We start from the raw sequence: 23,623 nt of genomic DNA on the forward strand, positions 1-23,623 counted from the left end.
TTATCCTGTTTCCACTCTATTCACCTTGTAGTGTCGCAATCAAGGTTCGCCCTCCAGCATGGTCGCGATGCTCTCCAAGATAGATTCCCTGCCAGGTTCCAAGCGCCAATCTACCGCGCGTGATTGGGATCGTCACGCTTGAACCTAGCAATGATGCCTTGATGTGCGCCGGCATATCATCATCCCCTTCATAAGTATGACGGTAATAGGGTGCGCGCTCAGGTACATAGCGATTAAAGTGCTGTTCCATGTCAGCGCGCACGGTGGGATCGGCATTCTCGTTCAAGGTTAAGCTCGCCGATGAGTGCTGGATAAAAACATGTAGCATTCCAACGTTAATCGTACTTAGTTGGGTTAAATGTTGTTCAATTTCATCAGTGATCAGATGAAAGCCACGCGGGTAGGGGGGAAGTTGAATGGTTAATTGTGACCACATAGATTTTTACCTTGATTTTATTTGCACTAGATCAGTTTTTTTTGCTCAAAATTTGTCGGGTTCGTGATGTAACTCACCAACCGTGCGCTTTTACTGCTTCATAATGTCGTGACTGAAAATTTATTACAATTTGCCTTCAAGGCACTCTATTTTTTATATTTACTAAATCGGGGATTCTACTGAGGAAAATGGGCGTTCACGCTCCACGCTAGGTAGAATAGAACCTACTGTAACATCGGGACAGATGACATGTTAAAAAATATCAATCCAACACAGACGCAGGCATGGAATGCTCTGACAGCTCACTTTGAAACCGCTCAGGATATGGACCTGAAGCAGTTGTTTGCACAGGACCCTGCGCGTTTTGACAAGTACTCTGCACGTTTTGGCTCAGACTTTCTTGTCGATTACTCAAAGAACCTGATCGACGAAGAAACACTTAAGCATCTATTTGCTTTGGCGAAAGACACTGATCTAGCCTCGGCTATTGACGCCATGTTCAGTGGTGATGCGATTAACCAAACGGAAGGTCGCTCAGTACTTCACGTTGCTCTACGTAACCGCAGTAACACGCCAATCCTTGTCAAGGGTGAAGACGTGATGCCAGCGGTGAACGCAGTTCTGGAGAAAATGAAAGCATTCTCTGAGCGTGTGATTGGTGGTGAGTGGAAAGGCTACACTGGTAAGGCGATTACGGATGTGGTTAACATCGGTATCGGTGGTTCGGACCTAGGTCCGTACATGGTGACTGAGGCGCTAGCTCCTTATAAGACGCACCTAAACATGCACTTTGTGTCGAATGTTGACGGTACCCACGTTACAGAGACACTGAAGAAAGTAAATCCTGAGACCACTCTTTTCCTAGTTGCGTCTAAGACCTTTACCACTCAAGAAACTATGACTAATGCTCACACTGCACGTGATTGGTTCCTAGCGAGCGCGGGTGATGAAGCGCATGTAGCAAAACACTTTGCCGCACTATCGACTAATGCACCAGCCGTTTCTGAGTTTGGTATTGATACGGACAATATGTTTGAGTTCTGGGACTGGGTTGGCGGCCGCTACTCACTATGGTCAGCTATCGGTCTGTCTATTGCGCTAGGCGTGGGTTTTGATAACTTTGTTGAGCTTCTAACTGGTGCTCATGAGATGGATAACCACTTTAAATCAACGGAGCTTGAGGGCAATATCCCGGTTATCCTTGCGCTGATCGGTATCTGGTACAACAACTTCCACGGAGCTGAGTCTGAAGCTATCTTGCCATACGATCAGTACATGCACCGCTTTGCTGCCTACTTCCAACAAGGCAACATGGAGTCAAACGGTAAGTTCGTTGATCGCAGTGGTGAGGCCGTGACGTACCAAACGGGTCCAATCATTTGGGGCGAGCCGGGTACTAATGGTCAGCACGCGTTCTACCAGCTTATCCACCAAGGCACGAAATTGATCCCATCTGACTTTATTGCTCCAGCGATCAGTGCAAACCCAACTGGTGACCACCACCAGAAGCTGATGTCTAACTTCTTTGCGCAGACAGAAGCACTGGCATTCGGTAAGTCTGAAGAGGCAGTGAAAGCTGAGTTCCTTGCGGCGGGTAAAACTGAGCAAGAAGTGGCTGAGCTAGTACCATTTAAGGTCTTCGAAGGTAACCGCCCAACCAACTCTATTCTGGTTAAGCAAGTTGACCCACGCACACTTGGCCAATTGATCGCAATGTACGAGCATAAGATCTTTGTTCAAGGTGTCATTTGGAACATCTTCAGCTTCGACCAATGGGGTGTAGAGCTTGGTAAGCAGCTAGCAAACCAAATCCTACCTGAGCTAGCTGACGACAGCGCCATCACAAGCCACGACAGCTCAACCAACGGCCTAATCAACGCATTCAAAGCCTTCAAAGCTTAATTGAATTTACCTAACCTAAAAAGCTGGCCCAACAGGTCAGCTTTTTTTTCAAAATAGAAAGCGCGCAGACTCCGTTCCAAAGACCGATTCACTCAGCACACGCGCCAAATTCCTCGCCTCTTTTCCCATAAGTAACAGAACCCTGCGATAAGTTATTTCAAACTAAGACCCAAATCTTTCCAATCAGACTAAAATTAAAGGGCAGCGGTTAAAGCTAGATAGGAGAATATCATGAGCTTGATACCCAGAGACTCTTGGTCTGAGATTCATCGAGTGTTTGATCACTTGCCAAAATTTCGTGCTCACTCGGAGGGAGAGAACTTCTCACCGCGAGTAGATGTGGTGGAAAAGGCAACGGCATTCGAGGTAATTGCAGATTTACCAGGAGTGAATAAACAAGACATCAATGTAACCTGTGCTCATGGGGTGTTGACGATTGAGGCACAAACCTCAAACCATCACCAGTACGAGAGTGAAGACAAGGTGATCCATAAGGAGCGCTTTGAGGGCGTGATGAAACGCAGCTTTACTTTAGGTGAGCATCTAGAGTGGCAAGACATCTATGCTGAATTTGAAGATGGTGTACTGCTGGTGGCGGTGCCTAAGTCTGAGGGGCATCAAGACTATGAGGCGACCGTCGAGATACATTGATTATGACTATGAAAAAGCCAGCGAGGTGTTCTCGCTGGCTTTATTGTTCCTACTAGCTGCGGTTATTCGAAGCAGATCTCGATAAACGCATTTCCCCACTCAGAGGTGAAAGGCATGATAATGATGGCTCCCTCACACTTATGACGAAGGGTATGCCCCTTGCCAGAAACGACAACTGGCGTCGCCATTTCAAACTCAAAGCCATTATCCGCTAAGATACGTTTTGCTCCGCCAGTGACCATGTTGGTGATCTCCCCGACCATGTCGGTGACTTCCTCATCGATACTGCTCGGTTTCTCACCAAGCATTTTGTCCATGATTTCTAGAGCCAATTGCTCATCGAAAGTGATCGACATAGAGCCACGAGTCTGGTCGCCGACCATACCAATAAGACCAGAGACATCGCCACGGGCCACTTCATCTTTTTTGATGCGAGGTTTGAGTGGTTTTAGCTCCAATGATGCCATTGTCTTTAGGACGTTGATCAGTGAAGCGAGAAATGGATTTACAAATTCAGCGCGCATGGTTATTTACTTCTTCATTGTTGTTTTTTACACGATGAGCAGGTGCCGTGTGATTCAATGACATGATTCTGAATTTCGAAACCATGTTGCTGAGCATTGCTCTGTAGCAATGCGATTAGATTTGAGTCTTGCAACTCAACAACACTGCCACATTGGTCACAAATAAGTAGATGAGAAAAATGTTTCTTATCGTGACCATGACTGCATGAGACATAGCTGTTTGTGGATTCAACACGGTGAATGAACCCCTGCTCCATCAGAAAGTCTAAGGCTCGATAGACGGTAGGTGGCTTCGCGCTGGACTCGGTTTCTCGCAGCGCGTCGAGTAACTCATAGGCACTGGATGCCTTGGGGCTTTGACAGATCAACTCATACACTCGGCGTCGCTGTGGAGTGAGTCGCACACCGCGTGCGATACACAGTTGTTCAATCTGATTAACCGTTGCTTTCAATGCTATTACCACCTTTAAAATCGAACTTGTGAGTATAACACTAACTCATCGTGATCTGAGTGAATAGATCAAAAATAATGCTATACCCAAGTGACCTCAAGATGCTCTGAAGTCTGCATCTTGAGGTCACTTGGGTATAGAGCATACGAATAAATACTCGCGTTTAACCATCGAGGTTGAACGCGAGTAACATATTGATATTTTGAATGGTATTTTCTAGCGAGAATTCGGCATTGGTACCACGAGTATATCCACAGGTGATTTGTGGATCAGGTGGCGGGAGTAGGAAATGATCTTGCTCCAGAAGTCTTGGTGGTGACCACAAATTAGCAGATCAACCTGATGCTCTACCACAGTTTCATGGATCTTATCGCCCAAGTCTCCTGTGCCGACTAAAAAGCTCTTGAGTGGGTAGTCCATGTAGGACTCAAACTCATTGAGCTGATCCATGGCATTAATGGTCAAGGGACGTTGACTACTATCTTGTTTCATATCGACTAACTCATGATAAATTTCACCATGTGTCCCGTCGATATGGATAAAGGATACCTCGGCATCAAGCATTTTCGCCATCATCACTGCTTTATCGATTAGGGTGTGACTCTCTTCTGCCAGTTCGAGTGCGACTAAGATGTGCTTATATTTCATGATTCTGCCCTCCTATTGAAGATACTACCTCAATGATAGGTCGAATTTAGCAAGAATTATATTACTCAGCTCCTGATTCTAAAGGGCTAAATAGGCTTAAAAGTCAAATTGTGAGCTAGCGACATCGACGGCAATACTTAAATTCGATGAGTAAAGTGATTCAATATAACGCCATGCAACCTAGAAAAGAATCCATAGAATACAAGACACATAATCATGAGCATAACCCCCTGTTAAAAATGATAGTTTTAGCAAACGTTACGAAAGCAACATGCCGCTGATTATTTTCTAGGGGGTAAGTATCCTCTCTGCAAAGGTCAAAAATTTTACTTTGTCTGATCGTTGAGCTCTTGGGTTGGCTCATCCAGAATTTGTTTATTAGGATTAGCCTGCTGGTGGTTGAACTCTTTGCTGCTATTGGCTGGGCTCTCTTTTACTCCTTGGCAGCAGTGGCTAGCTCCAATTGAAATGATTGAATTCATTACGTGATTGTCATGTTTGGTTCTTTGCATAGAAGTTCTCCATCAATATATTTTTCTTGGTAATTTAGTGGTTTATATGTGGTTTCTCATCAATGTTTCTTATGGATAACAAAAAATTGTATTGGTTGATTTTTTTATAATTGGTTGTCCAATGTGTTCTCAGAATACAAGCCTAGAAGTAATTTACAGTGATCAGTCTCTCGTTGGGTCAAACTACACTGCAGACACGAAGATATTTTGGACTTGCATCACAACGAGCAAATACGAGGAAGGAAATAGCTCGAATTTAGTGAAGTGTTATTTGAATTAAAGTCTAATATTTTCAGTATCAAACTAACAAAGGGGTTTTTATCTATACCTTTAACGGTTGTTACGCTCCGAGCTTTTGGGCTGTTTAGAGTGGCTTTTTCTCTATGACCTATTCAAATACGACTGTCACCATGAGGGATTCCTCTCTTGTATCGAATGGTGAAAGGGTGTTGATGGTTAATCTACTAGTGCTTAATTGAAGCATTGGAGAGCAGTATGTATAATCCCGCCTCTGACTATAACCTTGCTTCCTTGTTGTCCCTAAAGACCCTCCCCTTAAGAGGAGGTTTAGGGGTAAAAGCGGTAGTTGTACTTAATGTAACTTGCTTTGCCGTCATGGATTGTATGGCTAAGGCCTTTAAAATTTGAGAGATTTTAACCATGCTTCCATCTTCTCGCTTATCCGTTGCCCCAATGCTCGATTGGATCAATATCCACTAATTTTCAATATCTTAACTAAATTCAGGCGTACTATGGGTGTACCATGGTTTTCTTGCTGGTCACGAAATTAGTGTTTTCGCCACTCATTATCGTTCACTCATCCAGTCTTTAGTGTTTCACTATTAAGTATTCAGTTTATTGCAATTCATGCTTTTCGCTTTAGGCCTTGCCAGTACTGGTGCTACTGTGGATTATGAGATCCTTTTTGATCCTTGAATAGTCCTAAAGTAACTGACCAAATCTATACATGTCCTTTAATTTCAGTAACTTGAGTCTTTATGCTAATCCTTTTGTATAGTGTGCAATTTCAATTCATTGCAAAGTTTCTCAATTTTTGAAATTCCCTATCTGGCCCTGTAAGCCATTCTAAGCACATTTAACATCAACTCTCACCCCAAGTTACATGGTGCTTCTTTCGTTTTACTATGGAGCTGATAGCTGCGCTAATTTCGATAATCAGAACTGAAATAAAAACTAGATCGCAAAGCGCGCCGGAGGGGGGGAGGAGTGCGGATTACGTCATCGAGTCATTCGATTAAGCCCGTTCTGAGAGAGCAACAAAAAAAGCGCCCGATTTGGGCGCTGTTGAGCGTTATAGTAAGTAATGTCGCTAGGTCACAGAGTAAGTTCCCGCAGAGCTACCACTTGTCACCGGCACTTTGGCATTCTGGGTCATCTCATCCACAACTGCGTTTGCGATCGCTTCTGCAAGTCGACTTGCCATCGCAAACTCTCCTTCAAGCACGAAGCCTTGCGCTTCTAACTCTATTTCGATTTTCTCTTTGAGTGAGTCCTTAGATAGTGCCATGTCACTTCCCTGCAAATACGGTGGATGATACATCTACATGTGGACTGCCAGTGAACGGGCAAATGGTATCGCCTGTGCAAACACCCTTACCACCATTCATCTTAATAGTATTGGCATCCTCTGTGATGTTCTTGGCTTTGATGATGAGGTCTTTTCCCACCGTCAGGTTGGCTTGGCCCTCAATATTCTCAACCTTATCTTTGAGTATTTTGATCTCTTCACTCTGCTTGACGATGACTTTACGCATCTCTTCAATTGTTGCGGTGTAGTTGGTGGCATTGACGCTACGGTCGATACAGTTCAATGTCGCGTTTTTGTCGGTGGTACTGACGAAATTGCCGTTTTCGTCAACAAGGTGATAGACCCCCATCCGTTGTTGGTAGCGGCTTTCACCCTCTTTGATAGTGGGTAGTTTCCAACCTAGGGGTAGCACGGTGCGAATAAACGGTTTATCTGGCTGGCCGAAGATAAAGCCAAGCTCTACTATGGCGCCAATGGCTGGCGGCTCGAGTCTACCGGCATGGTCGCCAATACCCGGTATCGGAAGCGGAACCACTTGCAGTGGAGGAACATCTAACTCAACGCCTTGTTCATCAAGGAGAACAACGTCTGCTGCATAGCGCGGTAAAAAGCGGTCAGAGAGATCGCCCTCTTTCGGAAGTTCTGGTAACCGGACTACCTTGCCCCAGCGGGGCAGATGCCAACGGCCTGTCATTTCAGGAAAGAGTCGATAGATGATGCGCTTGATGGTTTTTATATCCATGGCGTATTGCTTTCACTCCTACATCCACGTAAGGGTACTTTCTGTGGCAGTATGCTCCACCTCTGTCAGTTGAAGACCATTGACGATAGCGCCGGGTTTCAGTTGTGGAATGCAAGGCAAAGTCACGGTTTTGTTTGCTCGATGGTTAGTCATTAACTCATTAGGGATAGTGACCGGCTTATCTGCCCAGTAAGAGTCTTGCCAGCTGCCGACATAGACTTGGCCATTACCTTGTTGTTGCCACATGTAGTCGGTGATATTGAAGGCTTGGCCGATTTCATCCAAAACACGATAGCCGTTACCAATACTGTAGAAACAAGGGATTACCTGCTTGCTGTAGGCTTTTTCTGGTACCACAAACTGTAAGCCGGTTTGCTCCGTGAGGTTACTAAGCAGTTGCATCAACGTCGGTTGCCGGATCACGACGTTAAATGGACGATAAAGAATAGCGGCCATCTCACGACAGAATATGGCGCTATATCCCGGTTTTTCTGGTGTGACGCGCTCAATGTACCCGGTGAATACACGACAAACGCAATCCCCCCAACCAAGGTCAATGGCCACAATGGTGTGCACATCCGGTGTGCCTTTTACAGTGATTTGTGCCCGACCAGGCATATCAGAGGCAAAGCAAACGCGATAGTGTGTTACCTCAGCCTTTTGGCTCCCAGTGTAGATTTGAATCGTGAAATGATGGTTCATGAGAGTATTTTCTCCACATGAGTTGCCGCTTTCATGAATAACCCCATTTCAACTTCGGTATTTGGGGGAACACCCTCGACAGGCTCACCAGAAACTGGTGTGGCAACCCCTTCCACTTTCTGTTGAGCAGCTTGCTTGTCCGGCTCTCTGGATTCAACGCGCTCTGGTACGCTGAGGTGCTCTACCAGCTCAAAGGAGATGGTCCACTGACGCAGCGTCATCTCTTCTTGCGCGGTGATGTTGCCCTGGAACTTCACTTGCCGAATCGACAGAGCGTTTGCAGTGCGGTTATCGATTCGGTAGATTGTGCGGGCGCCATTGTCTTTGGCTCCCGCTAAGGTAAATAGACTACTTAGCTCTTTGGCATTGGCGAACGGCAAAAAGCCTGTCACAGCTAACACCTTTGCCTTATCGCCCGTTTCAGCTTGTGCCGTTGCTGCCGACTGGCCAGACATATCTTGCCCAGCTAGTCGCTGACGTGCCGTGACCTTGAGATTGCTTAAGGTGATAATTGAACCGGATAACGCTAACAACTATCAATCCTCAGAGATGAACTCAATTTTACCATTTGGGGTCGCGCTCTTGATGACCAATACATCATCAGAACCATCGTGTGTTTCTGTAATGTTGACATCTACTGAGTTGTTCGTTTTGTTTGATAGAGTGATATTGTATAGGTCTTTATCAGGCCCAGATACATCAACCCCCCACACATCGCCAAATGCGTTGTATATCTTTACTGTGGCCAAGTAGGCTTTATCACCTCCACCCTGATTGTTTGACCCTACAATATCAGCTTCAAACAAAGAGTGCCCTTGAGCTGAGCTTGGCTCACCAAAAATAGTTTCTGAAAAATCGAGGGCGAAGTTTATGCTTTCTCTCCAGAACACCTTTCTATTAAGAAGTGGGATATAGTCTTTCTTCCCATCGTTCTTTTGGAAGTTAGCTCCGGGAAGCAATCCAGATCCTGTAATGTTGACATTCCAGGCTGGGTTTTCATTTGCAAAGCCCTTAAACACGAGCCCCTTTTGTAGTGCATCGGTAATATCTGAGGCTTCAGAGAAGTGCAGTCCATTGTAGCAAGCTTTCATCTCAACACAGACTGTTGACAAGTCATCTACATGCCGGAAGTAGAACACTCGAGTATTGGTACCTAATCGCGTTCCGTTGAGTTCAATAGCGACATTATTATTCAATGGACAAATCGAGAATTTTTCAGCTCCAACAATAGAAAAGCACTCGGAAAGGTAACCGCCATCAATTTTCAAGAATTTTTTTACACGAAAGAAACGGTTGTACCCTTCAAGCCATAAAATTCCACCAAAGATCCCAGTGTCGAACTCTAATCCTGCTTCTTCATGGCTGTATGATGAATTATTGAATGATACGTTTTCACCAGCGACTCTATTTATGTCCCCAAGCTCGTAGTTATCATAGAACTTACTCCCTGTTATGTCTAAACCTGTAGTTGAAACAATGTTATCAAACACACGTCGGTTACCCGTCACCGAGTTATTGGTAAACTTGGTATGGCCTAAATACCCATGACCCGAGACTGGTTTCATTGTATGTTTCATGTTTGCAAATACGCACCCATCGACTTCAAACCCTTGCTTAATTCCCGAGGGGTCAATGGCGATAATCCCTTTATCTTCTGTCTTTGATAGCTCTTGCCATGGTGAATATGTATCCCCTTCAAATGATATTTTTCTAATCTTGAAGGACTGAATTTGAGTTTGCTCAGGTGCTGCTTTTAGTAAAGTGCCACCATCACCTAGCCAGCTCCTTTTGCTGGTAAAAACAACCGAGCGATTGTTCATTTCTTGCTCAAAGAGTGAAGTCAATGTAAATTGGGTTTTGCCCACAATTTGAGAGTGAAACTCATAAATTCCTTTTTTGTCGATAATAATCTGATTGTTTACTCTGTTTATACACGCTTGCCAAGCTAATGAGTTATCAACTCCAATTTTTGGACAAAATCCCCATCCACTGGCATACGAGCTTTCTCGACCGGCATAGACACTTGCCGACACTAACTCCACTTCTCCGCTAGTGGTGACTAAAACGGCTACGCGATATTCTAAGTTGTCCAATTTGGTAAAATTAGTGATCGACACTACTTCACTATCACTCGGAATGTTATCCCAAGCGTACCAAAGTTGCCCCTTATAGCGTAAACAGTTGACACCATCAGGTATTCTATCGCCAGCCTTAATTGACACCATTGGATCCACAGGAAAGATAGTTTTGTCAGTCAACTGCTGAGATATCTGATTGCTTAGTAATATTGACCCGCTGACTCCTCTAGAGTCCTTGATTTCGTCCTCGGATACCTCAGCCAGCTTACAAACATAATGAGGTACAGCAGGGTAAATAGTATTATCGAGATAATCATCCAGCTCATCATTGACAACGACAAAATTGAACTTCGTTTCCCATTCACCAGCAGGCGTGCCTTCACGGTAGGCATCGATATAGACGAAAGCGGGCTTTTCAGTGACATGGAGCACTCGTGGATAGTCAAGCTTGACGCGATTCCCACTTACATAACCGATACCCGGTGAAACGACGTAATGACCACTGTCCTTATCCTGAGAAACCGCAAAGCCATCTTCAACAAACCAATCTTTGCCATTCATATCGACTAGCGCTTGCGCGCTATCAGCTTCCATCCGACGCAGACGCTTGCCATTCTCATATTGCCAGCTTTCAGCCTCAACATTGATGTTGGTGATTTCTGCGATGTCTTTGTATTCCAGAACAATCGAGCGCACCAGAGTATTTCCTGCTACCCCTGGTTGATTGATGGTCTTGGGCGTGGTTGCGTGATGGTCAATCGTCACTAACACGTCATACTCAGAGCAGTATGCCCCTGTCCAGTTGAACTCAAATGGCCCAGTTGTGCTGGCAAGGGTAGTGGTGTAGATCACCGAATCTTCAGAGACACGGCCACGGGCCTCAACAGGCGCCTCATGCACCACATACTCAATCGGGATCGTGTCATCTGGCTGAGGGTAGTCCGGGCGGTCTGGAACATTCGCTAAAATCATCTTATCGATGACCAAAGCCTTCTCTTCTGCATTGACTTGTGCCAGTAGGGCCTTCCCTTTGGCGGTGACTATTTGACGTTCAGAAAGGTTAATCATGGTGGTCCCTTAACTGGTTATATGGCAAACATAAAAATCGCATTCCATCGCCAATACCTTAGGCAATGAGCCGAGACTAAATCGTGCGCTGGCATGACTGGTTATGTATTGGGCATCAGTTGATAACACCTTAGGCGTCATTGGCAGCGCTAAACGGGTGGTGACGTGTGATTGGTCAAAATCGGCGGTGATGGCTCGGCTTTTCGCCGCCAGTGGCATCTCGATATACGTAGTGTATTGGTAGCGACGGCACGTGCGGCCATATTGACGTATTACGGTGTCCAGCAACTTGGGCACTTCGGTCAAATCACTGTCACGTATCACTAGGCTCACCACATCCCAATCGACATCTTTCAGCCGCTCATTTTGGGAGATATGCGGATAACCCAACTTTTCAAACATCTCTTCCCAACCGGCTTTGCTGCCTCCGTCGCGGGCAAAGCTGTAAGCATGGGCAACACGGATACGAAATAGCTCTTCTGGCTCTTGGCCTAGTCGCTCCACATCACGCTGCCATGCCAGCAGCTCAACCAGCCCTATTGGAGCGGTCATTGGGTCGTGTTGCTCTAGTGGCATTTTGAGTGCCGCTTCAATATGAGCCCAGTAGTTGCGAAGCGCTCGGGCAAATTTCGCGAGCTCACCACGACCCATCCACCATTTGAATTTAATCTCAGGCAGTTGCAAGCTTCACCTCCAACGAATTAAGGCGAGGGATAGACATTGCATTGACGATATCCTCTTGATCAAACTGCAGCGAGGTGATGTCCTCGAACTCTTCATGAAGCTCTTGGCTGAGTTTGGAAAAGCTAAACCGCGCAACTGGACTGGTACGAGTTGGTGAATAATCGGTATTCTCACGAAAAGCCGCTCGAATAAAATTCCCAACTCGAGTCTTCAAGACTTCTCGCTCCTCATCCACCAAGCGATAATCCGGCCAGACGGTCACAGTGACATTGGCCTGCGTATTTGGCATGGACATCACCTGCAGGTCATCTCCATGCCCATGTTGGCCGTTGTCAAGAATATGCTGATTGAGACTGTCAATCATCTCTTGAGCAGGTTCGCCTGTATCAAGCAAGATGAACGCATTGGCGGTACCGGGACCGCGCGGGGCATCGTGCTCAAAGAAAATGTTGTCGTCTTGAATTCCGGATTTTTCCATTAGCAAGGAGCGATAAGCAGCATCAATGTGCCATTTGGCCACGGCGGACCATTGGTTGCGAACGCGCAATCGCAGCTCGTCGTCACTCTCTTGGTCGGCACCGGCCACGGTGAGCCAATCGTCGGTATTAGTGACCGCAGCTATACCAGGAATAGTCTGTGGCAGTATGTGGTAGTAACCACCACCGAGGTTAAATCCTGCACCGGCACTTTCTGCTTCAACAGGCACTAAAACACTAGTTTCATTTTCAACTAGGGTGGTGTCTTCCAGCACCCGCACACGATAGATTTTGCCGTTAATTGGCTCTGTCTGAATCCATCTATCTTTCGGAATAATAAGATCGGGGCCTTCTATTGCTGCTCGTTGCATCGCGATAAAGCCCTGTGCCTTACTGGCGGGTTTGCGCTCGACACGGCAAGCCCATGCGAGTAAATCGAGATAGGTGTCTTTTGCGGTAGCGAGAAACAAGTTCGGTAGTACGTATTTCACCAACAGCACGTTGATAAGCCAGGTGGTACAAGTGATCACCGCCGTTTCAATCATTCGCCAAAAAGGAGAGAAGCGGCTATCGTTATTAATCACGGCGCCTTCTTTGGCCATCTCTTCTTTTAGCACTTTACGCCAACTATCACTATCAGTTGGAATGCCAGCGTCTTTGACAACTTTTTCATAATCAGGCGTTGGGATATCAGACATTACTCACCTCCAGCTCTAGCCCACCAAACTCCGTTGTCGTAGCGAATATCCATATTTTGCCTAGCTCTGCCTCTTCGAGTCGAACTGTGCCGGGGATTAAGCGAACCTCTTCTTCAACCAGTAACTCAATCTGCTTTTTGATATCCGTACGACCGGTGCGGCTCTTTTCCCCGATTAGTGCAACCGCAAGGCCACTCTCAATGATGGCGTGTTTAATATCCTGCGCGATCACCGCCAAATCTTGAATCAACACCGGGTTGCGCCCCGCATCGAGAACCACGTCCCCGTTATCAATAAGAATGTCCTGATAGCGATAACTCATGGCGCCAACATCTCCATTTCTGTCGCAAAATCTTGAGGGTTGTTCATGGCGACTGGATAAATACTGACTCCGCCATAGTTCACGCTGCGCTGTTGATAGTTGGCCATGGTCTTAGCCACGCCACCTTGTTGCACAGAGAGTCTGGGTTTTGATGTTTGGATAGCTTGGCTTTGTGGCTCTTCCGTCTTATCCCCCCCTAAGCCTGGTATCCAAGACACCAACCCTTTGACGCGGTCAGTAATGCCGCTCAGAAGGTTGCGAAACCAATCAAAGACCTTACCGAACACGGCATACATCTCATCGGCCATGGCATAGATGAAATCAAAACCACTGGTATCGGTGAATCCACTGGTTACCCATTTCCAGCCACCATGGATAAAATTGAATAAGGTTTGGAATGGAAAGGTCAGCGTGCTTAGAGCATTTTTAAGACCTTCAAACCACCAAGTGTCGGCGAACATGGCGGTCATACTGTTCCACTTGTTGCCCAAAGCATCGAAGCCCTGTTTGAGATAATCGACAACCGGCGCAAATGCCGCTTTGATTTCATCCCAGTAGTAAATCAGAGCAACGACCCCTGCAATCAAGGCGACGATGCCAGCCACAACCCAAGTGATGGGGTTAGCTAGTAATGCTGCCGAAAATTTAAGTGCCGCTAACGTGCCTTTGCTTAGCGCTCCCCATAACCAACTGCAAGCGGCAGTGGCTGCGCCATACGCGGCAGTAGAGGCGATGATCGCTGCATTTTGCATCCATTGTGCTGCCGTAAGCAGTTTCGATTTCACGCCATAAATGGACAGCTGCATATGGGCGGCAAGCACGGCGGCTCTGAGAAATGTCATTATTTTGGTTTGAGCCAATGTCACAAGGCCAAGCGCTTTGGTGGCCAGTGTCCAAGTTAACATCGCTTGCTTAGAGAAACCGGCTGTTAGAGTGACGACACCGCCAGCGGCGGCTAAACCAAGCAGAGCAAGTGCCCCATAACCGACCCACCGAGTTATGTTTGGGAACATCTCAGTCCATTTAATGATTTCCATGGCACCATCAGCCATGGAAGAGATCATGGGCACTAGTGCTGGCATCAATGCTGCACCAATCGCCGTGCGAACCGCAAACACACCTTGCTCTAACCGCTCCCATTGGTCGGTCATTGTTGCGGCCATACGTTGCGCAGTATCGAGATTAGCGGCACCATTTAAAGACTGGATATTAGATTGAAGATCACTCGTTTTGCCAATCAGGTCGGTGATGAGCATCACCGCTTGGTCAGAGCCAAACGCCGTTTTCAGTTGAGCAATATCAGCGGTATTAAGATCGCCAAATCGCTGCTGTAGTTTGCCCATGATTTCATACATGGGGAGCATCTTGCCATTACTGTCAGTAAAAGAGATACCAAGCTGCTTCTGCGCTTTCATCACACCGCCTAAGAATGCCCGATAACGTGTTCCCGCCTCACTGCCTGACATACTGCCTTGCAGCATACCAAGCACGGCCATTTGCTCTTGAATTGCGACTCCGTTACTCTGTCCTAGCGAGCCGACACCTTTAAAGGCGTCCGCCATGCCTTGCCCAGTGGTTTTGAACATCTCCACGGACTTGGCGGTCATGCCTGCAATCTGTTGAGACCAACTGTCTTTACCCAGCAAGTCCGCTTGGTCTTGAAAGATTGAGTACATGGTACCCATGTAGCTGGTGATTGTCGCCGTATCGGCCTTGGTTGCAGCTGCGAGAATGGCAGAATTTCGTGTTACCCCGGCCAACTCATTTCCCTGCATGGCGCCCATCGCCGATTGAATGTCATAACTGGAGCGCACGAACTCGGTCGCTGACTTGCCGTACTCGACGGAAAACTGCATTGCGGTCTTGGTCAAGCCTTGTAATTGGTCATCAGCAACGCCGAGTGACTTCACTTCACCAATCACTCGATCCATTTCAATTGCGGGCATCATGGCTTGTTTTAGGGCAAAACCGGCGCCAAATACCCCGGCAGCGCCAGCGGCCATTGTGTGCGTCGCTTGGCGATAACCTTGAGTAAACTGATTCACTTGCCGCTGGATGTTTCCTAACGGCTTACTGATTTGGTCAATCAGACCAACCGTGAACTTAAGTGGTGCCGGTAGTGCCATTTGCCTTAATCCTATTTACCTGAGAAAGCTTTTGCTGTGCCATTGGCAATCGCGTTGGTCATGTTTTCCCAGTGCTCTTTCTCAAGCCATGCGGCTCTCGCGAGATTGATATCATCATCGAGCTCACCCGGTAGCCACTTTCGCCTCAGGGTGAGCAGCTTGCCTAAATCGCTACTTTCTAAGCCTGTAACGAGGCTGTCGATTTTTTTACTGAGATAGCAATTTGCGGCGCGTACTCAGCCATCAACAAGCCCGCAATTTGCATCATTGCCCCTGGGTTTTGATCATCGAGCTCACGCAGATACGGTTTGCCATCCTCAGTCACCGAGCGCATGACAAAGTTATGCGCACCATCTGCGATATTGCCTTGTGCCATTTGCCCAACATAATCGCCGTAGGTATCCGGTGTGGGCTCGAATGTCACATCGTGGTTAACGATCTCAAGAACAATTTGTTTTACTTTCATCGCCATCTCTCTATTCCTTTTGGTTCTCTGTGGCCTCTCGCCACATCAAGTAGTCATCAATTTGTGCGGCGCAGCGTGCTAATGCCACTTTTAGTCGTGGTACGTCCTCACTGGCTGTTTCCGCTGGGGTTCGCCCAGTTACTTCTGGTTTATGGCATGGCACAAGTAAACCTGCGGGTGGCAAACGGGTGATCACGTGCACCTGCTTAGTAGGGCTCGCGCAGCCGCTTAGTAACAGCATCAGGCCAAGGGCGCTGATAACAGTTGTCTTTTTCCAACAGGGCTTTAAGCGTTTTGATGTCTTCATTAAGTTTGTCCTGTTGCACCTGGTGACTGTGCTGCCGCTCTTTAAGGCGTCGCTGGGTTTCATATTCATCACTCATCAGGGTGGCGATAGTCACTAAGTTGGCTTGATTGCTGCTCTCAACATGGCTCAGCTTCTCCTGCATGAGCGCATTGTGTGCATAGCTGCTGCTCAACATTGCTGCCATCACACCTAACGCAGCGAGCCCAAGCAACCCAATCATCCACCTCGTCGGTATCATCATGTTCTCTAACCACTACCGACACATAAGGCGTACTCGTTAGCCCGCCGAGTCACTAATCCGGTGAGCCGCTCGCCACCGCTGTACACCCAACGGGGTAGCTGATGACAGGCTTGATGGTAGTCGCCTTGTTTAATCAGTTTGTAAATGCTCGTTTCACTGCCATTACGATTGTGACGATAGCGCTGGCAGCCGAGGTTAAAGACAAAACTGGTAAAGGCGTCATGTTGCCCTTGAGTGAGTGGGTTATCTGGCGGAATGTCCCGGAGCAAGCAGCGCTCTGCCTCAATAATGTTGGTGGTAAAATCTTTGGCGACTTGTTCTAGTGAAATTGCCGCATCAGGCACACCGTGGGTGTTGCCGATTCCATTGGTGATGAGCCCAGCCGGACAGGAGTAAGGCGCTTGACGACACCCTTCAGCATCACCAATCATGGCAAGACCTACTGGGCTGATTGTGAGCGTACCCTGCTCAATGCTATCGATGGTGACCTGCCCAACCGGCTGTGTTGATGTCAGTGGGACAGCACTGCCGGCAATAAGACCTATCACCGCGACCACGGAGCAGATCACGCCTTTGAGTTTAGTTTGCTTCATTGATAGAAATTCCTTGTTCTCTCGCAATGCGCTGGATTGCGCGCTTGTGCCAAAAATTGAGTCCGAGAGCGATAACGCCAATCACAATCGACCCAATGAAATACCATTGCTCAAGTGATAATTTGCTGACCGTGATGCCAAACAAAGACATCCCATAGGCGACAGCGCTTGTGACTCGGTCAAACCAATCTTTCATTGGTTACTCCTTACTCTCGCTTTGCTTGGCAAGCGGTGCAGAAGCGACAGCCCGGTACGTGTTGGCGGCGTTCTTGTGGGATTTCATCTCCGCAATCTTCGCACTCTGTTGCGCTTTCGCGTGTTGACCTCGCTTTTTGACTGGTAGCAAGCTGCTCGGCCAACGCCATTTCTGTGAAGAGGGCTTCAACGCCACTGGCATGATCAAATACATCCGGCATCCATGCCCCCTGTTAGTCGGTTAACTCTGAGGTTTCGTCTTCACGTAGGTAAGGCACCCCATTGATGCGAACAAAGTCTGGTGAAGTGACTTCGTATGGAATTTTGTGCACCAGTGCACTGCCACCATTACCATCCACATCGAGCAAGTCTGAAATTTTTAACCGGCAACCAAACATCTCCACTTTCAGCTCATCCTTATCCGTTTTGCCATAACCCAATGCATCAAATGCAGGTAAGGCGCGAAATGCTCCTGCTTCTTTGGCGGCTTCCATAAGGACATTGAACTGAGTCGTGGTTAGTTCAATTTCACCGCTGGCCTCCACATCACCATCGACATAACCATTTGGCACACCGTTGTCTTTTACCGTGGCGCTGTTATCGGTAATGGAGAGAGTGAACTTCTGAGCAGTGATTTTGAGATCGCCTAACGTAAACCGAAGATTCTTACCTGAAATTCGCATGGATTAGCCCTCACCAGCTGGATTAGAAAGGTCAAGTGCAATATTGACCACGATGTGTTTGGGGCAGTTATGGGGGCGTACCATGAGACCAATTTGCACTTTGGTTTTGGTCATCCACTCGATGGTGACGTCTTGATCACGTGGCGGCATGATTTCACCTGGGAACTTAATGCCACCAATGGTGATGCCTTTGGACATTTGACGCATGTCACCGCTGAAATACTGCCGGTTCATCTCGATAGACGCAGGCGTGGAATTTAGGATCTTGTCACCAATTCGACGAATGGCTTTCACTCGCACACGTCGATTGAGCTTATGAACGGGCCGCACATACTCAATCACCTGGTAATCACCGCCTTTGGCTTCCAGTGTCATGGCATCAGACCAATAAATCCCTTCATAGTCGGCGTACCACTGAGGAACGGAAAATCGGGCTTCAGCCAAGGTGCCAATGGTTGACATTGCGAGCGTCTTACCTGCGTTATCCATCGGCATTTCACCCAGACCCAGTACATTACCTGTCGCGACGCGCATCGGGGTATCCGCTATGGTGACGCTACGGTCACACAAACGCCCAGCCAACACCCCTGCGTTATTACCATTGAGCTGCGGTACTGGGATCACCATATTAGCCGCGACGTCTTTTTGCAGAGCAAGCTGCGCGGCCTCATAGTCAGCCCAGCTTTGACTGTTGCTATCAATGCCGGATGTGGCTGCGATAAAGAACACCCAACGACCGAGCTTACTCACCAGCTCGGAAGCTTTCGCCTGCATGGCATTAAAGTTGGCCGCATCGGTGGTGACATCGACAATCACAATACCCTCAAAGGAGTCTGTTTTGTTGGCCTCGTCAACAGCGTCTGTCCAGCTGTCGTCTTCCTTTAGGCCCCAAATTGCCGCCGTCCAGTTTTGTTTTCCGTTGAGCTGTGCCGCGATAATGTTTTTGCCTAGCGCGTCATCAACCACAATCTCTTCTAGGTTGGTCATGGCAGAGATACGTGTGACTTTACCCTGTAGCTCTGCTTTGTCAGTTGTACCGATGAAGAGCAGATGGCGTTCGATTTCAGGCACGCCGCCTTGCCCTAAATTGAGGTTGTTAACCTCGACCTTACCGATTGCCATGTTCTGCTGTCCTTTTGGTTATCTATCTGTTTGTTCTGGCTGCTCTACGCTTGATGAGCGGATGAATAGTCTTTCCCCACTGTGAGCCATAAGTCTCTTTCATCGCCTTGTAGAGCTGGTTGTATCGTTCAGGGTTTTGATTTGGGTCATCAAGCAAGCGGCGTATGGGAAGTTTGTTTATCCAGCTAGTTGCGGCTTGACCTGTCATCATGCGAATCAACATACCTGCCTGTTGTTCGCTGATATTGCTTTCTATCCATCTCTTCGATGGTCTACGAAGCTTCCCTTTTGGTGCAGAAGGGTTAAGTCGCCTTGCCCAGACGCGAAAACCCATTTCATAAAGTCGTAATGCTTGGTGCATAGTTGCCATGTTATTTACCCTCACGTTGCAATGCCCGTATTGCCTGGGCTCTTGTGTGGGTTTCGGCATGGCCAAGGTGATGGGCTGCGGCAACTTTTGCAGTGCGTTTGTTCTTCCAGCTCACTTCGACATAGGAGTTGGCCAGCTTGGACACTCCCATTGTTCGTGCCAAACCACGAAGCATTTTCTTTCTGCTTCGTCCCTTTCGTTTAGGCCACTTTTGACCGCTAGGACTACTTTGTTTTTTCGCATTAATGCGCCCTTGCTTGATGTACTCCTTACCCATTGCATGCAGGATTTTTCTACGTTTTGCCGCTGGTAGCATAAGTAAATCAGTGGCCTGCTTAATACGCTCGTTAGCTTTGGGATCACAGGTAACCTTAAGCATCATCTTTCTCCAGAATCTCTGCTTCTTCAGCAATCCAAATATCGTAGGGTGCTAAACTCCAACGGCGCTCATTCCAAAGTACATCGCCGTTATCATCGGGTAGCAGCATCATAGTCTCGCTAAACTCAAGCTCGAACGTCATAATCGCGGTGTCTTCGGACTCTGGCTCAACATCGAAAGTAGGGTCATCGAGATCACACTCATCACGCGATGGGTCATTGTCACAAAGCCAAACCGCCACATTGGCCATTACGCTGGCAGGGTCGGTTTTACGAAATGGAAAACCTTCGAAACTGAACACAGCGGTATAGCGGACGTGCCCAAGGTTGTAGCCGTTCCCCCGGTCTTCAGGGCTGATTTGGACAGTGATGTCCTCCATCCAAGCTTCCATTTTTCTCAGTACCGCATCAGGCAAGGCTTGTTGCAGATGTTCGGTTAGGCGGCGCAACTTGAAGCCTGTGCGAATATCAAGCTGACTCATAACAAATCCACCGTGGCTCGGGTTTGGCCTAGCATGTTACGAATGATCCGCTGGCTCTCTCCTAGTAGCTCAGAGCGAGTTTCATGGCTTCGCTCAGCAATGTTATTCCCGGCATCTCGTTGACTTAACGTCGCAATATCAGGCAGTAAGTCGGCCTTGGCCCGCGCAAAGACTGCTCGCTCGTATTGGATCTCTAAGCCGTTCTTATCATCTATCTTTGCTTTGCCAGTCACCTCACTGGCTTTGGTAAATCCATCTGCCATGTAATTGGCTTTTAAAGTGGCTAGCAATGGGTTCACTTCTTCAATTGCGGCTACGATGGCATAGGTAATGTTGTCAGCATCCTGCGCAGCTGGAATACCTCGACGTTTTTCAAATTCCCCAGCATGAAGATCGGGCCAGAAGCCATCATTCGTGATGGTGGTGTCTTGATAACTTTTGTCGATACCTGAAAACATCTACCAATTCCTTGTTAGGACGCCTCTAACCCACTGGGTCGATGAGATACGATAAGCGCCGCTTTCGTTCTCTCGCCAGTCGAGGCGTGAGGGTGGAGGAGCCTATAAATTCTTATTGTCTTCCAGTGCGTTAATTCGTGATTCGATTCGCTTGATCATCGTTCCCACACCCACTTTGTCGTGGAAGTTGTGCGCTTGCTCCAATAGCGCCTTAGCCTGCTCTAGGGTGCTGATGTCTCCAACCGCTGTTGCTCTGGGCTCACCCTTATCATCACGCAGCAGCCAATAGCCCGCGAACTTGTACCATTTGGCGTTCACCTTCTCGTGCAGTCGCCAATCGTTCTGAACCTTGCTAAACACCTGGCTAAAGTACGGCTCGATACTCTGACCGCGCTCGGCTTGCTTTTCAGCCCAATCAAAAACCACGTCTGCACAAAAGGTTGGCCAGTCGCGCTTGATAAACTCAGGCGTGGGTAAATTCAGCTCAATCGCTTTCAGGCACCAGTCAATACCCAGCTCGATTTCACCGATATCAAACAGCCATAAAATCAAGGTGCTAAAGATGGGGTTCTCATAGTGCTCACCACTACTTAAAAACGCTTCCGCAATTGGGCGCCACTTGGGCATCAACACATCGCGTTTATGGGTGACTTTGTCGGCAATCGCGTTGAATTGCTTCAAGCTTTGTCGATCATTGGCAAACTCAGTCAGCTGCAACTGCAGACTGTCTGGGCTTGCACTTGGGCTGGCTAACGGGGAACTCCCCGTTAGCTCTTGTTGAATAATCGCGTCTCGCGCTTTACGTAAAGGGCTGACCATCTTATTCACTCGGCGTTGCTGTTGGGTCGACAATGGTGACGTTTTCGATTGCCGCGAACTTCTCTAGCGTGCCAACCGCATAGCCTTCCATACGCAGGTATGAGTTCTCATACTGTTTGCGGTCTTCTTCATTGCGCGCTTTACGCCACTGAGTGCCTTTTTGAGTAAGCACTTGAAGATTGGAGAGGGAAGTCACCCACAGCTGATCTTTCTTGAAGAAAGGCGGCTTGTACGCTTTTTTAGCATCAATCGTTTTCGCCAGTGACTGCGCGGCTTTGTGCTCGGTTGGCGTATCGGCAGCGCTCAGCAAACGATGCTGCTCAGAGGCAATCAGATCACGACCAGACAACACCACAAGATCGCTGTCCTCATGAAACACCTCATGAATGTTCGTGTTCACCAAATCGTTGACGAGTGCATCAAGGTTTTTGTAGCTATCCGGCGTTTGCCCCGTGGGATCTAGAATGGCATTGGAAAGCACTTGCTCCGGCTTACGCTCCTTGACGTACTGCAACCAGCCCTTGTTAACATCTTCGCCATTGGGGTTAGTTTCGGGATCGGTTGTTTTTGCAATGGATTTGCCATGGAAACCAATACGCAGAATATCCAATGCAAAATGGCGAGTGGCAGCGGCATTCATTAACTTCACAAACTCGCCGGGCTTACCGCTGTTTGCCCACTGCGTGAGTGTTTGCCAAGCAATCACGGCGCAAGAGTCGGTTTCGGTTAACTCGTAGGTGTGACCGTCATGACCTAAACCACCACGAAAGCGCCCACCTTCCTTGCGACCTGTGAGCAGTCCGCCGGTGCCTACATCGACCACTTGTCCTTTGATTTGATCAACAGGGAGCAGTGATAGCATGCGAAGGAAGGCATCAGATTCCAAAATGGCCTGACGCAGCTTGGTTTCAATCACCGGCGTAACAGCAAACAGCTTGTTGGTGTCATTAGTGCAGTAGCTTTCTTGTAAGCTTGAGGCGTACTGTTCAATATATTGTGCGGCTTGTTGACTAAGAGACATAACTTAAAGCGCCTCCACTTTCTGGGTGTGACCATTGCCTGCTTCACCTGGGCGTTGCCCTGGTGCTTCTTCAGCGAGCTTGGCGAACTCCTCTTTCATTGCTGTAACTTGATCAGAAAGAGGTTTAATTGCGTCAGACAAGGCTTGGTTAAACTGCTCTTGAGTGAGAGTACCGGATGGGGTCTCTTCCTCTTCTTGTCCTGACTCGTTTGTATCTGTATTGAACTTGCCCTCCAGTTCACCGACAATTTCCTCTTTCAGTTCGGTGCGGAAGGTGCTGAACTGTGCGCTCAGAAGTTGATTCAATCTCTCTTCGTCCACGTCAGTGCCCTCGGGGTTAGTTTGGGGTGGGGTAGATGGTTGTTCGGTACTGGTAAAAAAGCACTTAACCATTTGGAAGAAGCTAAGTGCTCGCTGCTCCTCATTTTGTTCTTCCGGTTCAAACTGGAATGGCTCAAGCTGGCTGTATTCGCGGTTACATTGTTTCTCTCCCATCGAAAATTGCAGACGAGTGGTACCAGAGCTCGCGGGTGAGTCAGTGACCGCTAAGCCCATTAGGTAGCAGCGGCCAGTGCCACGAAAATCAAGGTTTGGTTCAATGCTGGTAAACAGTTTTTGCCCATCCTTGTTCGCGGCAAGGAGATATTGATTGGCAGTGATTTTGACGAATAGACGTAACTTACCGTCTTTTATCTGAGCTTTAGCGGCATCGACCGTGCCCCAATTTTTTCCGTCAAACTCAGCCCAATAGGAGCGCTTGTGTTCAGGCCAAATTAGAGCAGTGTATTCCTCTTGGCTGTACAGCTCAGCCATATCATTTATCCAGCTGGCGGTGATGGTGCGCCCGTCTACGGTTGCCCCTTCCGTTGCCACGATGATCCATCCGCTCTGTTTGCTCATAGCCCACTTCAATTGTTC

At 47.8% G+C, this 23,623-nt stretch carries 32 protein-coding genes; 2 read left to right on the forward strand and 30 right to left on the reverse strand.

Annotated elements, in window-relative coordinates; translation table 11 throughout:
• Nucleotides 1-16: 16 nt before the first annotated feature.
• Nucleotides 17-436 carry a secondary thiamine-phosphate synthase enzyme YjbQ gene (locus ACZ5R2_RS03915; RefSeq protein WP_464901109.1) on the reverse strand — a complete coding sequence of 140 codons (420 nt, stop codon included), beginning with the start codon at nucleotides 434-436 and terminating at the stop codon, nucleotides 17-19.
• A gap of 249 nt (nucleotides 437-685) precedes the next feature.
• Between ACZ5R2_RS03915 and pgi the strand changes: the two genes are divergently transcribed.
• Entirely contained in the window at nucleotides 686-2,338 is a 1,653-nt protein-coding gene (pgi, locus tag ACZ5R2_RS03920; protein WP_464901110.1) for a glucose-6-phosphate isomerase, read from the forward strand.
• Between the two features lie 231 nt (nucleotides 2,339-2,569).
• Nucleotides 2,570-2,989 (forward strand): Hsp20 family protein, encoded by a 420-nt coding sequence (locus ACZ5R2_RS03925; protein ID WP_464901111.1) that lies wholly within the window; start codon nucleotides 2,570-2,572, stop codon nucleotides 2,987-2,989.
• A 62-nt stretch (nucleotides 2,990-3,051) separates the two neighbouring features.
• On the opposite strand, the gene ACZ5R2_RS03930 is transcribed toward ACZ5R2_RS03925, so the two are convergent.
• From ACZ5R2_RS03930 to ACZ5R2_RS04070, 29 genes are all read right to left on the reverse strand, one after another.
• Complete coding sequence (locus tag ACZ5R2_RS03930) at nucleotides 3,052-3,513, reverse strand: chemotaxis protein CheX (RefSeq protein WP_464901112.1); 462 nt, start codon at nucleotides 3,511-3,513, stop codon at nucleotides 3,052-3,054.
• 14 nt (nucleotides 3,514-3,527) lie between these two features.
• Complete coding sequence (zur, locus tag ACZ5R2_RS03935; protein WP_464901113.1) at nucleotides 3,528-3,965, reverse strand: zinc uptake transcriptional repressor Zur; 438 nt, start codon at nucleotides 3,963-3,965, stop codon at nucleotides 3,528-3,530.
• A gap of 216 nt (nucleotides 3,966-4,181) precedes the next feature.
• Complete coding sequence (locus tag ACZ5R2_RS03940) at nucleotides 4,182-4,613, reverse strand: universal stress protein (protein ID WP_464901114.1); 432 nt, start codon at nucleotides 4,611-4,613, stop codon at nucleotides 4,182-4,184.
• A gap of 326 nt (nucleotides 4,614-4,939) precedes the next feature.
• Nucleotides 4,940-5,125 carry a hypothetical protein gene (locus ACZ5R2_RS03945; RefSeq protein WP_464901115.1) on the reverse strand — a complete coding sequence of 62 codons (186 nt, stop codon included), beginning with the start codon at nucleotides 5,123-5,125 and terminating at the stop codon, nucleotides 4,940-4,942.
• Between the two features lie 1,330 nt (nucleotides 5,126-6,455).
• A complete protein-coding gene (locus ACZ5R2_RS03950) occupies nucleotides 6,456-6,653 on the reverse strand; it encodes a hypothetical protein (protein ID WP_464901116.1) in 198 nt (65 codons plus the stop codon).
• 1 nt (nucleotide 6,654) lies between these two features.
• The gene (locus tag ACZ5R2_RS03955; RefSeq protein ID WP_464901117.1) at nucleotides 6,655-7,416 is read right to left on the reverse strand and encodes a hypothetical protein; all 762 of its coding nucleotides are present in this window, start codon (nucleotides 7,414-7,416) and stop codon (nucleotides 6,655-6,657) included.
• Nucleotides 7,417-7,434: 18 nt separating this feature from the next.
• Nucleotides 7,435-8,118: a hypothetical protein gene (locus tag ACZ5R2_RS03960; RefSeq protein ID WP_464901118.1), complete on the reverse strand. Its 684-nt coding sequence runs from the start codon at nucleotides 8,116-8,118 to the stop codon at nucleotides 7,435-7,437.
• A complete protein-coding gene (locus tag ACZ5R2_RS03965) occupies nucleotides 8,115-8,651 on the reverse strand; it encodes a baseplate complex protein (protein ID WP_464901119.1) in 537 nt (178 codons plus the stop codon). The genes ACZ5R2_RS03960 and ACZ5R2_RS03965 overlap by 4 nt, the downstream gene beginning before the upstream one ends.
• Nucleotides 8,652-8,654: 3 nt before the next feature.
• The gene (locus ACZ5R2_RS03970; RefSeq protein WP_464901120.1) at nucleotides 8,655-11,264 is read right to left on the reverse strand and encodes a phage tail-collar fiber domain-containing protein; all 2,610 of its coding nucleotides are present in this window, start codon (nucleotides 11,262-11,264) and stop codon (nucleotides 8,655-8,657) included.
• A gap of 9 nt (nucleotides 11,265-11,273) precedes the next feature.
• Nucleotides 11,274-11,948, reverse strand: a complete 675-nt coding sequence (locus tag ACZ5R2_RS03975) for a phage tail protein (protein WP_464901121.1) — start codon at nucleotides 11,946-11,948, stop codon at nucleotides 11,274-11,276.
• Nucleotides 11,935-13,122, reverse strand: coding sequence for a baseplate J/gp47 family protein (locus ACZ5R2_RS03980; RefSeq protein WP_464901122.1), 1,188 nt, complete (start codon nucleotides 13,120-13,122; stop codon nucleotides 11,935-11,937). Before ACZ5R2_RS03980 ends, ACZ5R2_RS03975 begins: the two co-directional genes overlap by 14 nt.
• Complete coding sequence (locus ACZ5R2_RS03985) at nucleotides 13,115-13,444, reverse strand: DUF2590 family protein (RefSeq protein ID WP_464901123.1); 330 nt, start codon at nucleotides 13,442-13,444, stop codon at nucleotides 13,115-13,117. Before ACZ5R2_RS03985 ends, ACZ5R2_RS03980 begins: the two co-directional genes overlap by 8 nt.
• The gene (locus ACZ5R2_RS03990; RefSeq protein ID WP_464901124.1) at nucleotides 13,441-15,570 is read right to left on the reverse strand and encodes a phage tail tape measure protein; all 2,130 of its coding nucleotides are present in this window, start codon (nucleotides 15,568-15,570) and stop codon (nucleotides 13,441-13,443) included. Before ACZ5R2_RS03990 ends, ACZ5R2_RS03985 begins: the two co-directional genes overlap by 4 nt.
• 11 nt (nucleotides 15,571-15,581) lie before the next feature.
• On the reverse strand, nucleotides 15,582-15,773 hold the full coding sequence (locus ACZ5R2_RS03995) for a DUF6890 family protein (protein WP_464902302.1): 192 nt from the start codon (nucleotides 15,771-15,773) through the stop codon (nucleotides 15,582-15,584).
• The gene (locus tag ACZ5R2_RS04000) at nucleotides 15,749-16,036 is read right to left on the reverse strand and encodes a putative phage tail assembly chaperone (protein ID WP_464901125.1); all 288 of its coding nucleotides are present in this window, start codon (nucleotides 16,034-16,036) and stop codon (nucleotides 15,749-15,751) included. The genes ACZ5R2_RS03995 and ACZ5R2_RS04000 overlap by 25 nt, the downstream gene beginning before the upstream one ends.
• Before the next feature lie 10 nt (nucleotides 16,037-16,046).
• Nucleotides 16,047-16,232 (reverse strand): Rz1-like lysis system protein LysC, encoded by a 186-nt coding sequence (gene lysC, locus ACZ5R2_RS04005; RefSeq protein WP_464919424.1) that lies wholly within the window; start codon nucleotides 16,230-16,232, stop codon nucleotides 16,047-16,049.
• Between the two features lie 10 nt (nucleotides 16,233-16,242).
• Nucleotides 16,243-16,584 carry a hypothetical protein gene (locus ACZ5R2_RS04010; protein WP_464901127.1) on the reverse strand — a complete coding sequence of 114 codons (342 nt, stop codon included), beginning with the start codon at nucleotides 16,582-16,584 and terminating at the stop codon, nucleotides 16,243-16,245.
• Between the two features lie 5 nt (nucleotides 16,585-16,589).
• The gene (locus tag ACZ5R2_RS04015) at nucleotides 16,590-17,177 is read right to left on the reverse strand and encodes a lysozyme (protein WP_464901128.1); all 588 of its coding nucleotides are present in this window, start codon (nucleotides 17,175-17,177) and stop codon (nucleotides 16,590-16,592) included.
• A complete protein-coding gene (locus tag ACZ5R2_RS04020) occupies nucleotides 17,164-17,373 on the reverse strand; it encodes a phage holin (RefSeq protein WP_464901129.1) in 210 nt (69 codons plus the stop codon). The genes ACZ5R2_RS04015 and ACZ5R2_RS04020 overlap by 14 nt, the downstream gene beginning before the upstream one ends.
• 10 nt (nucleotides 17,374-17,383) lie before the next feature.
• Nucleotides 17,384-17,593 (reverse strand): TraR/DksA C4-type zinc finger protein, encoded by a 210-nt coding sequence (locus tag ACZ5R2_RS04025; RefSeq protein ID WP_464901130.1) that lies wholly within the window; start codon nucleotides 17,591-17,593, stop codon nucleotides 17,384-17,386.
• A gap of 12 nt (nucleotides 17,594-17,605) precedes the next feature.
• The gene (locus ACZ5R2_RS04030; RefSeq protein ID WP_464901131.1) at nucleotides 17,606-18,055 is read right to left on the reverse strand and encodes a phage protein; all 450 of its coding nucleotides are present in this window, start codon (nucleotides 18,053-18,055) and stop codon (nucleotides 17,606-17,608) included.
• A gap of 3 nt (nucleotides 18,056-18,058) precedes the next feature.
• Nucleotides 18,059-19,177: a DUF2586 domain-containing protein gene (locus ACZ5R2_RS04035; RefSeq protein WP_464901132.1), complete on the reverse strand. Its 1,119-nt coding sequence runs from the start codon at nucleotides 19,175-19,177 to the stop codon at nucleotides 18,059-18,061.
• A 22-nt stretch (nucleotides 19,178-19,199) separates the two neighbouring features.
• Nucleotides 19,200-19,547: a hypothetical protein gene (locus ACZ5R2_RS04040; protein ID WP_464901133.1), complete on the reverse strand. Its 348-nt coding sequence runs from the start codon at nucleotides 19,545-19,547 to the stop codon at nucleotides 19,200-19,202.
• A gap of 1 nt (nucleotide 19,548) precedes the next feature.
• Nucleotides 19,549-19,929, reverse strand: coding sequence for a phage virion morphogenesis family protein (locus tag ACZ5R2_RS04045; RefSeq protein ID WP_464901134.1), 381 nt, complete (start codon nucleotides 19,927-19,929; stop codon nucleotides 19,549-19,551).
• Nucleotides 19,919-20,407 carry a phage tail protein gene (locus ACZ5R2_RS04050; RefSeq protein WP_464901135.1) on the reverse strand — a complete coding sequence of 163 codons (489 nt, stop codon included), beginning with the start codon at nucleotides 20,405-20,407 and terminating at the stop codon, nucleotides 19,919-19,921. The genes ACZ5R2_RS04045 and ACZ5R2_RS04050 overlap by 11 nt, the downstream gene beginning before the upstream one ends.
• Nucleotides 20,404-20,865, reverse strand: coding sequence for a head completion/stabilization protein (locus ACZ5R2_RS04055; protein WP_464901136.1), 462 nt, complete (start codon nucleotides 20,863-20,865; stop codon nucleotides 20,404-20,406). Before ACZ5R2_RS04055 ends, ACZ5R2_RS04050 begins: the two co-directional genes overlap by 4 nt.
• Before the next feature lie 102 nt (nucleotides 20,866-20,967).
• A complete protein-coding gene (gene gpM / locus ACZ5R2_RS04060; RefSeq protein WP_464902303.1) occupies nucleotides 20,968-21,684 on the reverse strand; it encodes a phage terminase small subunit in 717 nt (238 codons plus the stop codon).
• A 1-nt stretch (nucleotide 21,685) separates the two neighbouring features.
• Nucleotides 21,686-22,705, reverse strand: coding sequence for a phage major capsid protein, P2 family (locus ACZ5R2_RS04065; RefSeq protein WP_464901137.1), 1,020 nt, complete (start codon nucleotides 22,703-22,705; stop codon nucleotides 21,686-21,688).
• 3 nt (nucleotides 22,706-22,708) lie between these two features.
• Nucleotides 22,709-23,605, reverse strand: coding sequence for a GPO family capsid scaffolding protein (locus ACZ5R2_RS04070; RefSeq protein ID WP_464901138.1), 897 nt, complete (start codon nucleotides 23,603-23,605; stop codon nucleotides 22,709-22,711).
• Between the last annotated feature and the right edge of the window lie 18 nt (nucleotides 23,606-23,623).

This window comes from Vibrio sabulosilitoris (assembly GCF_055391395.1).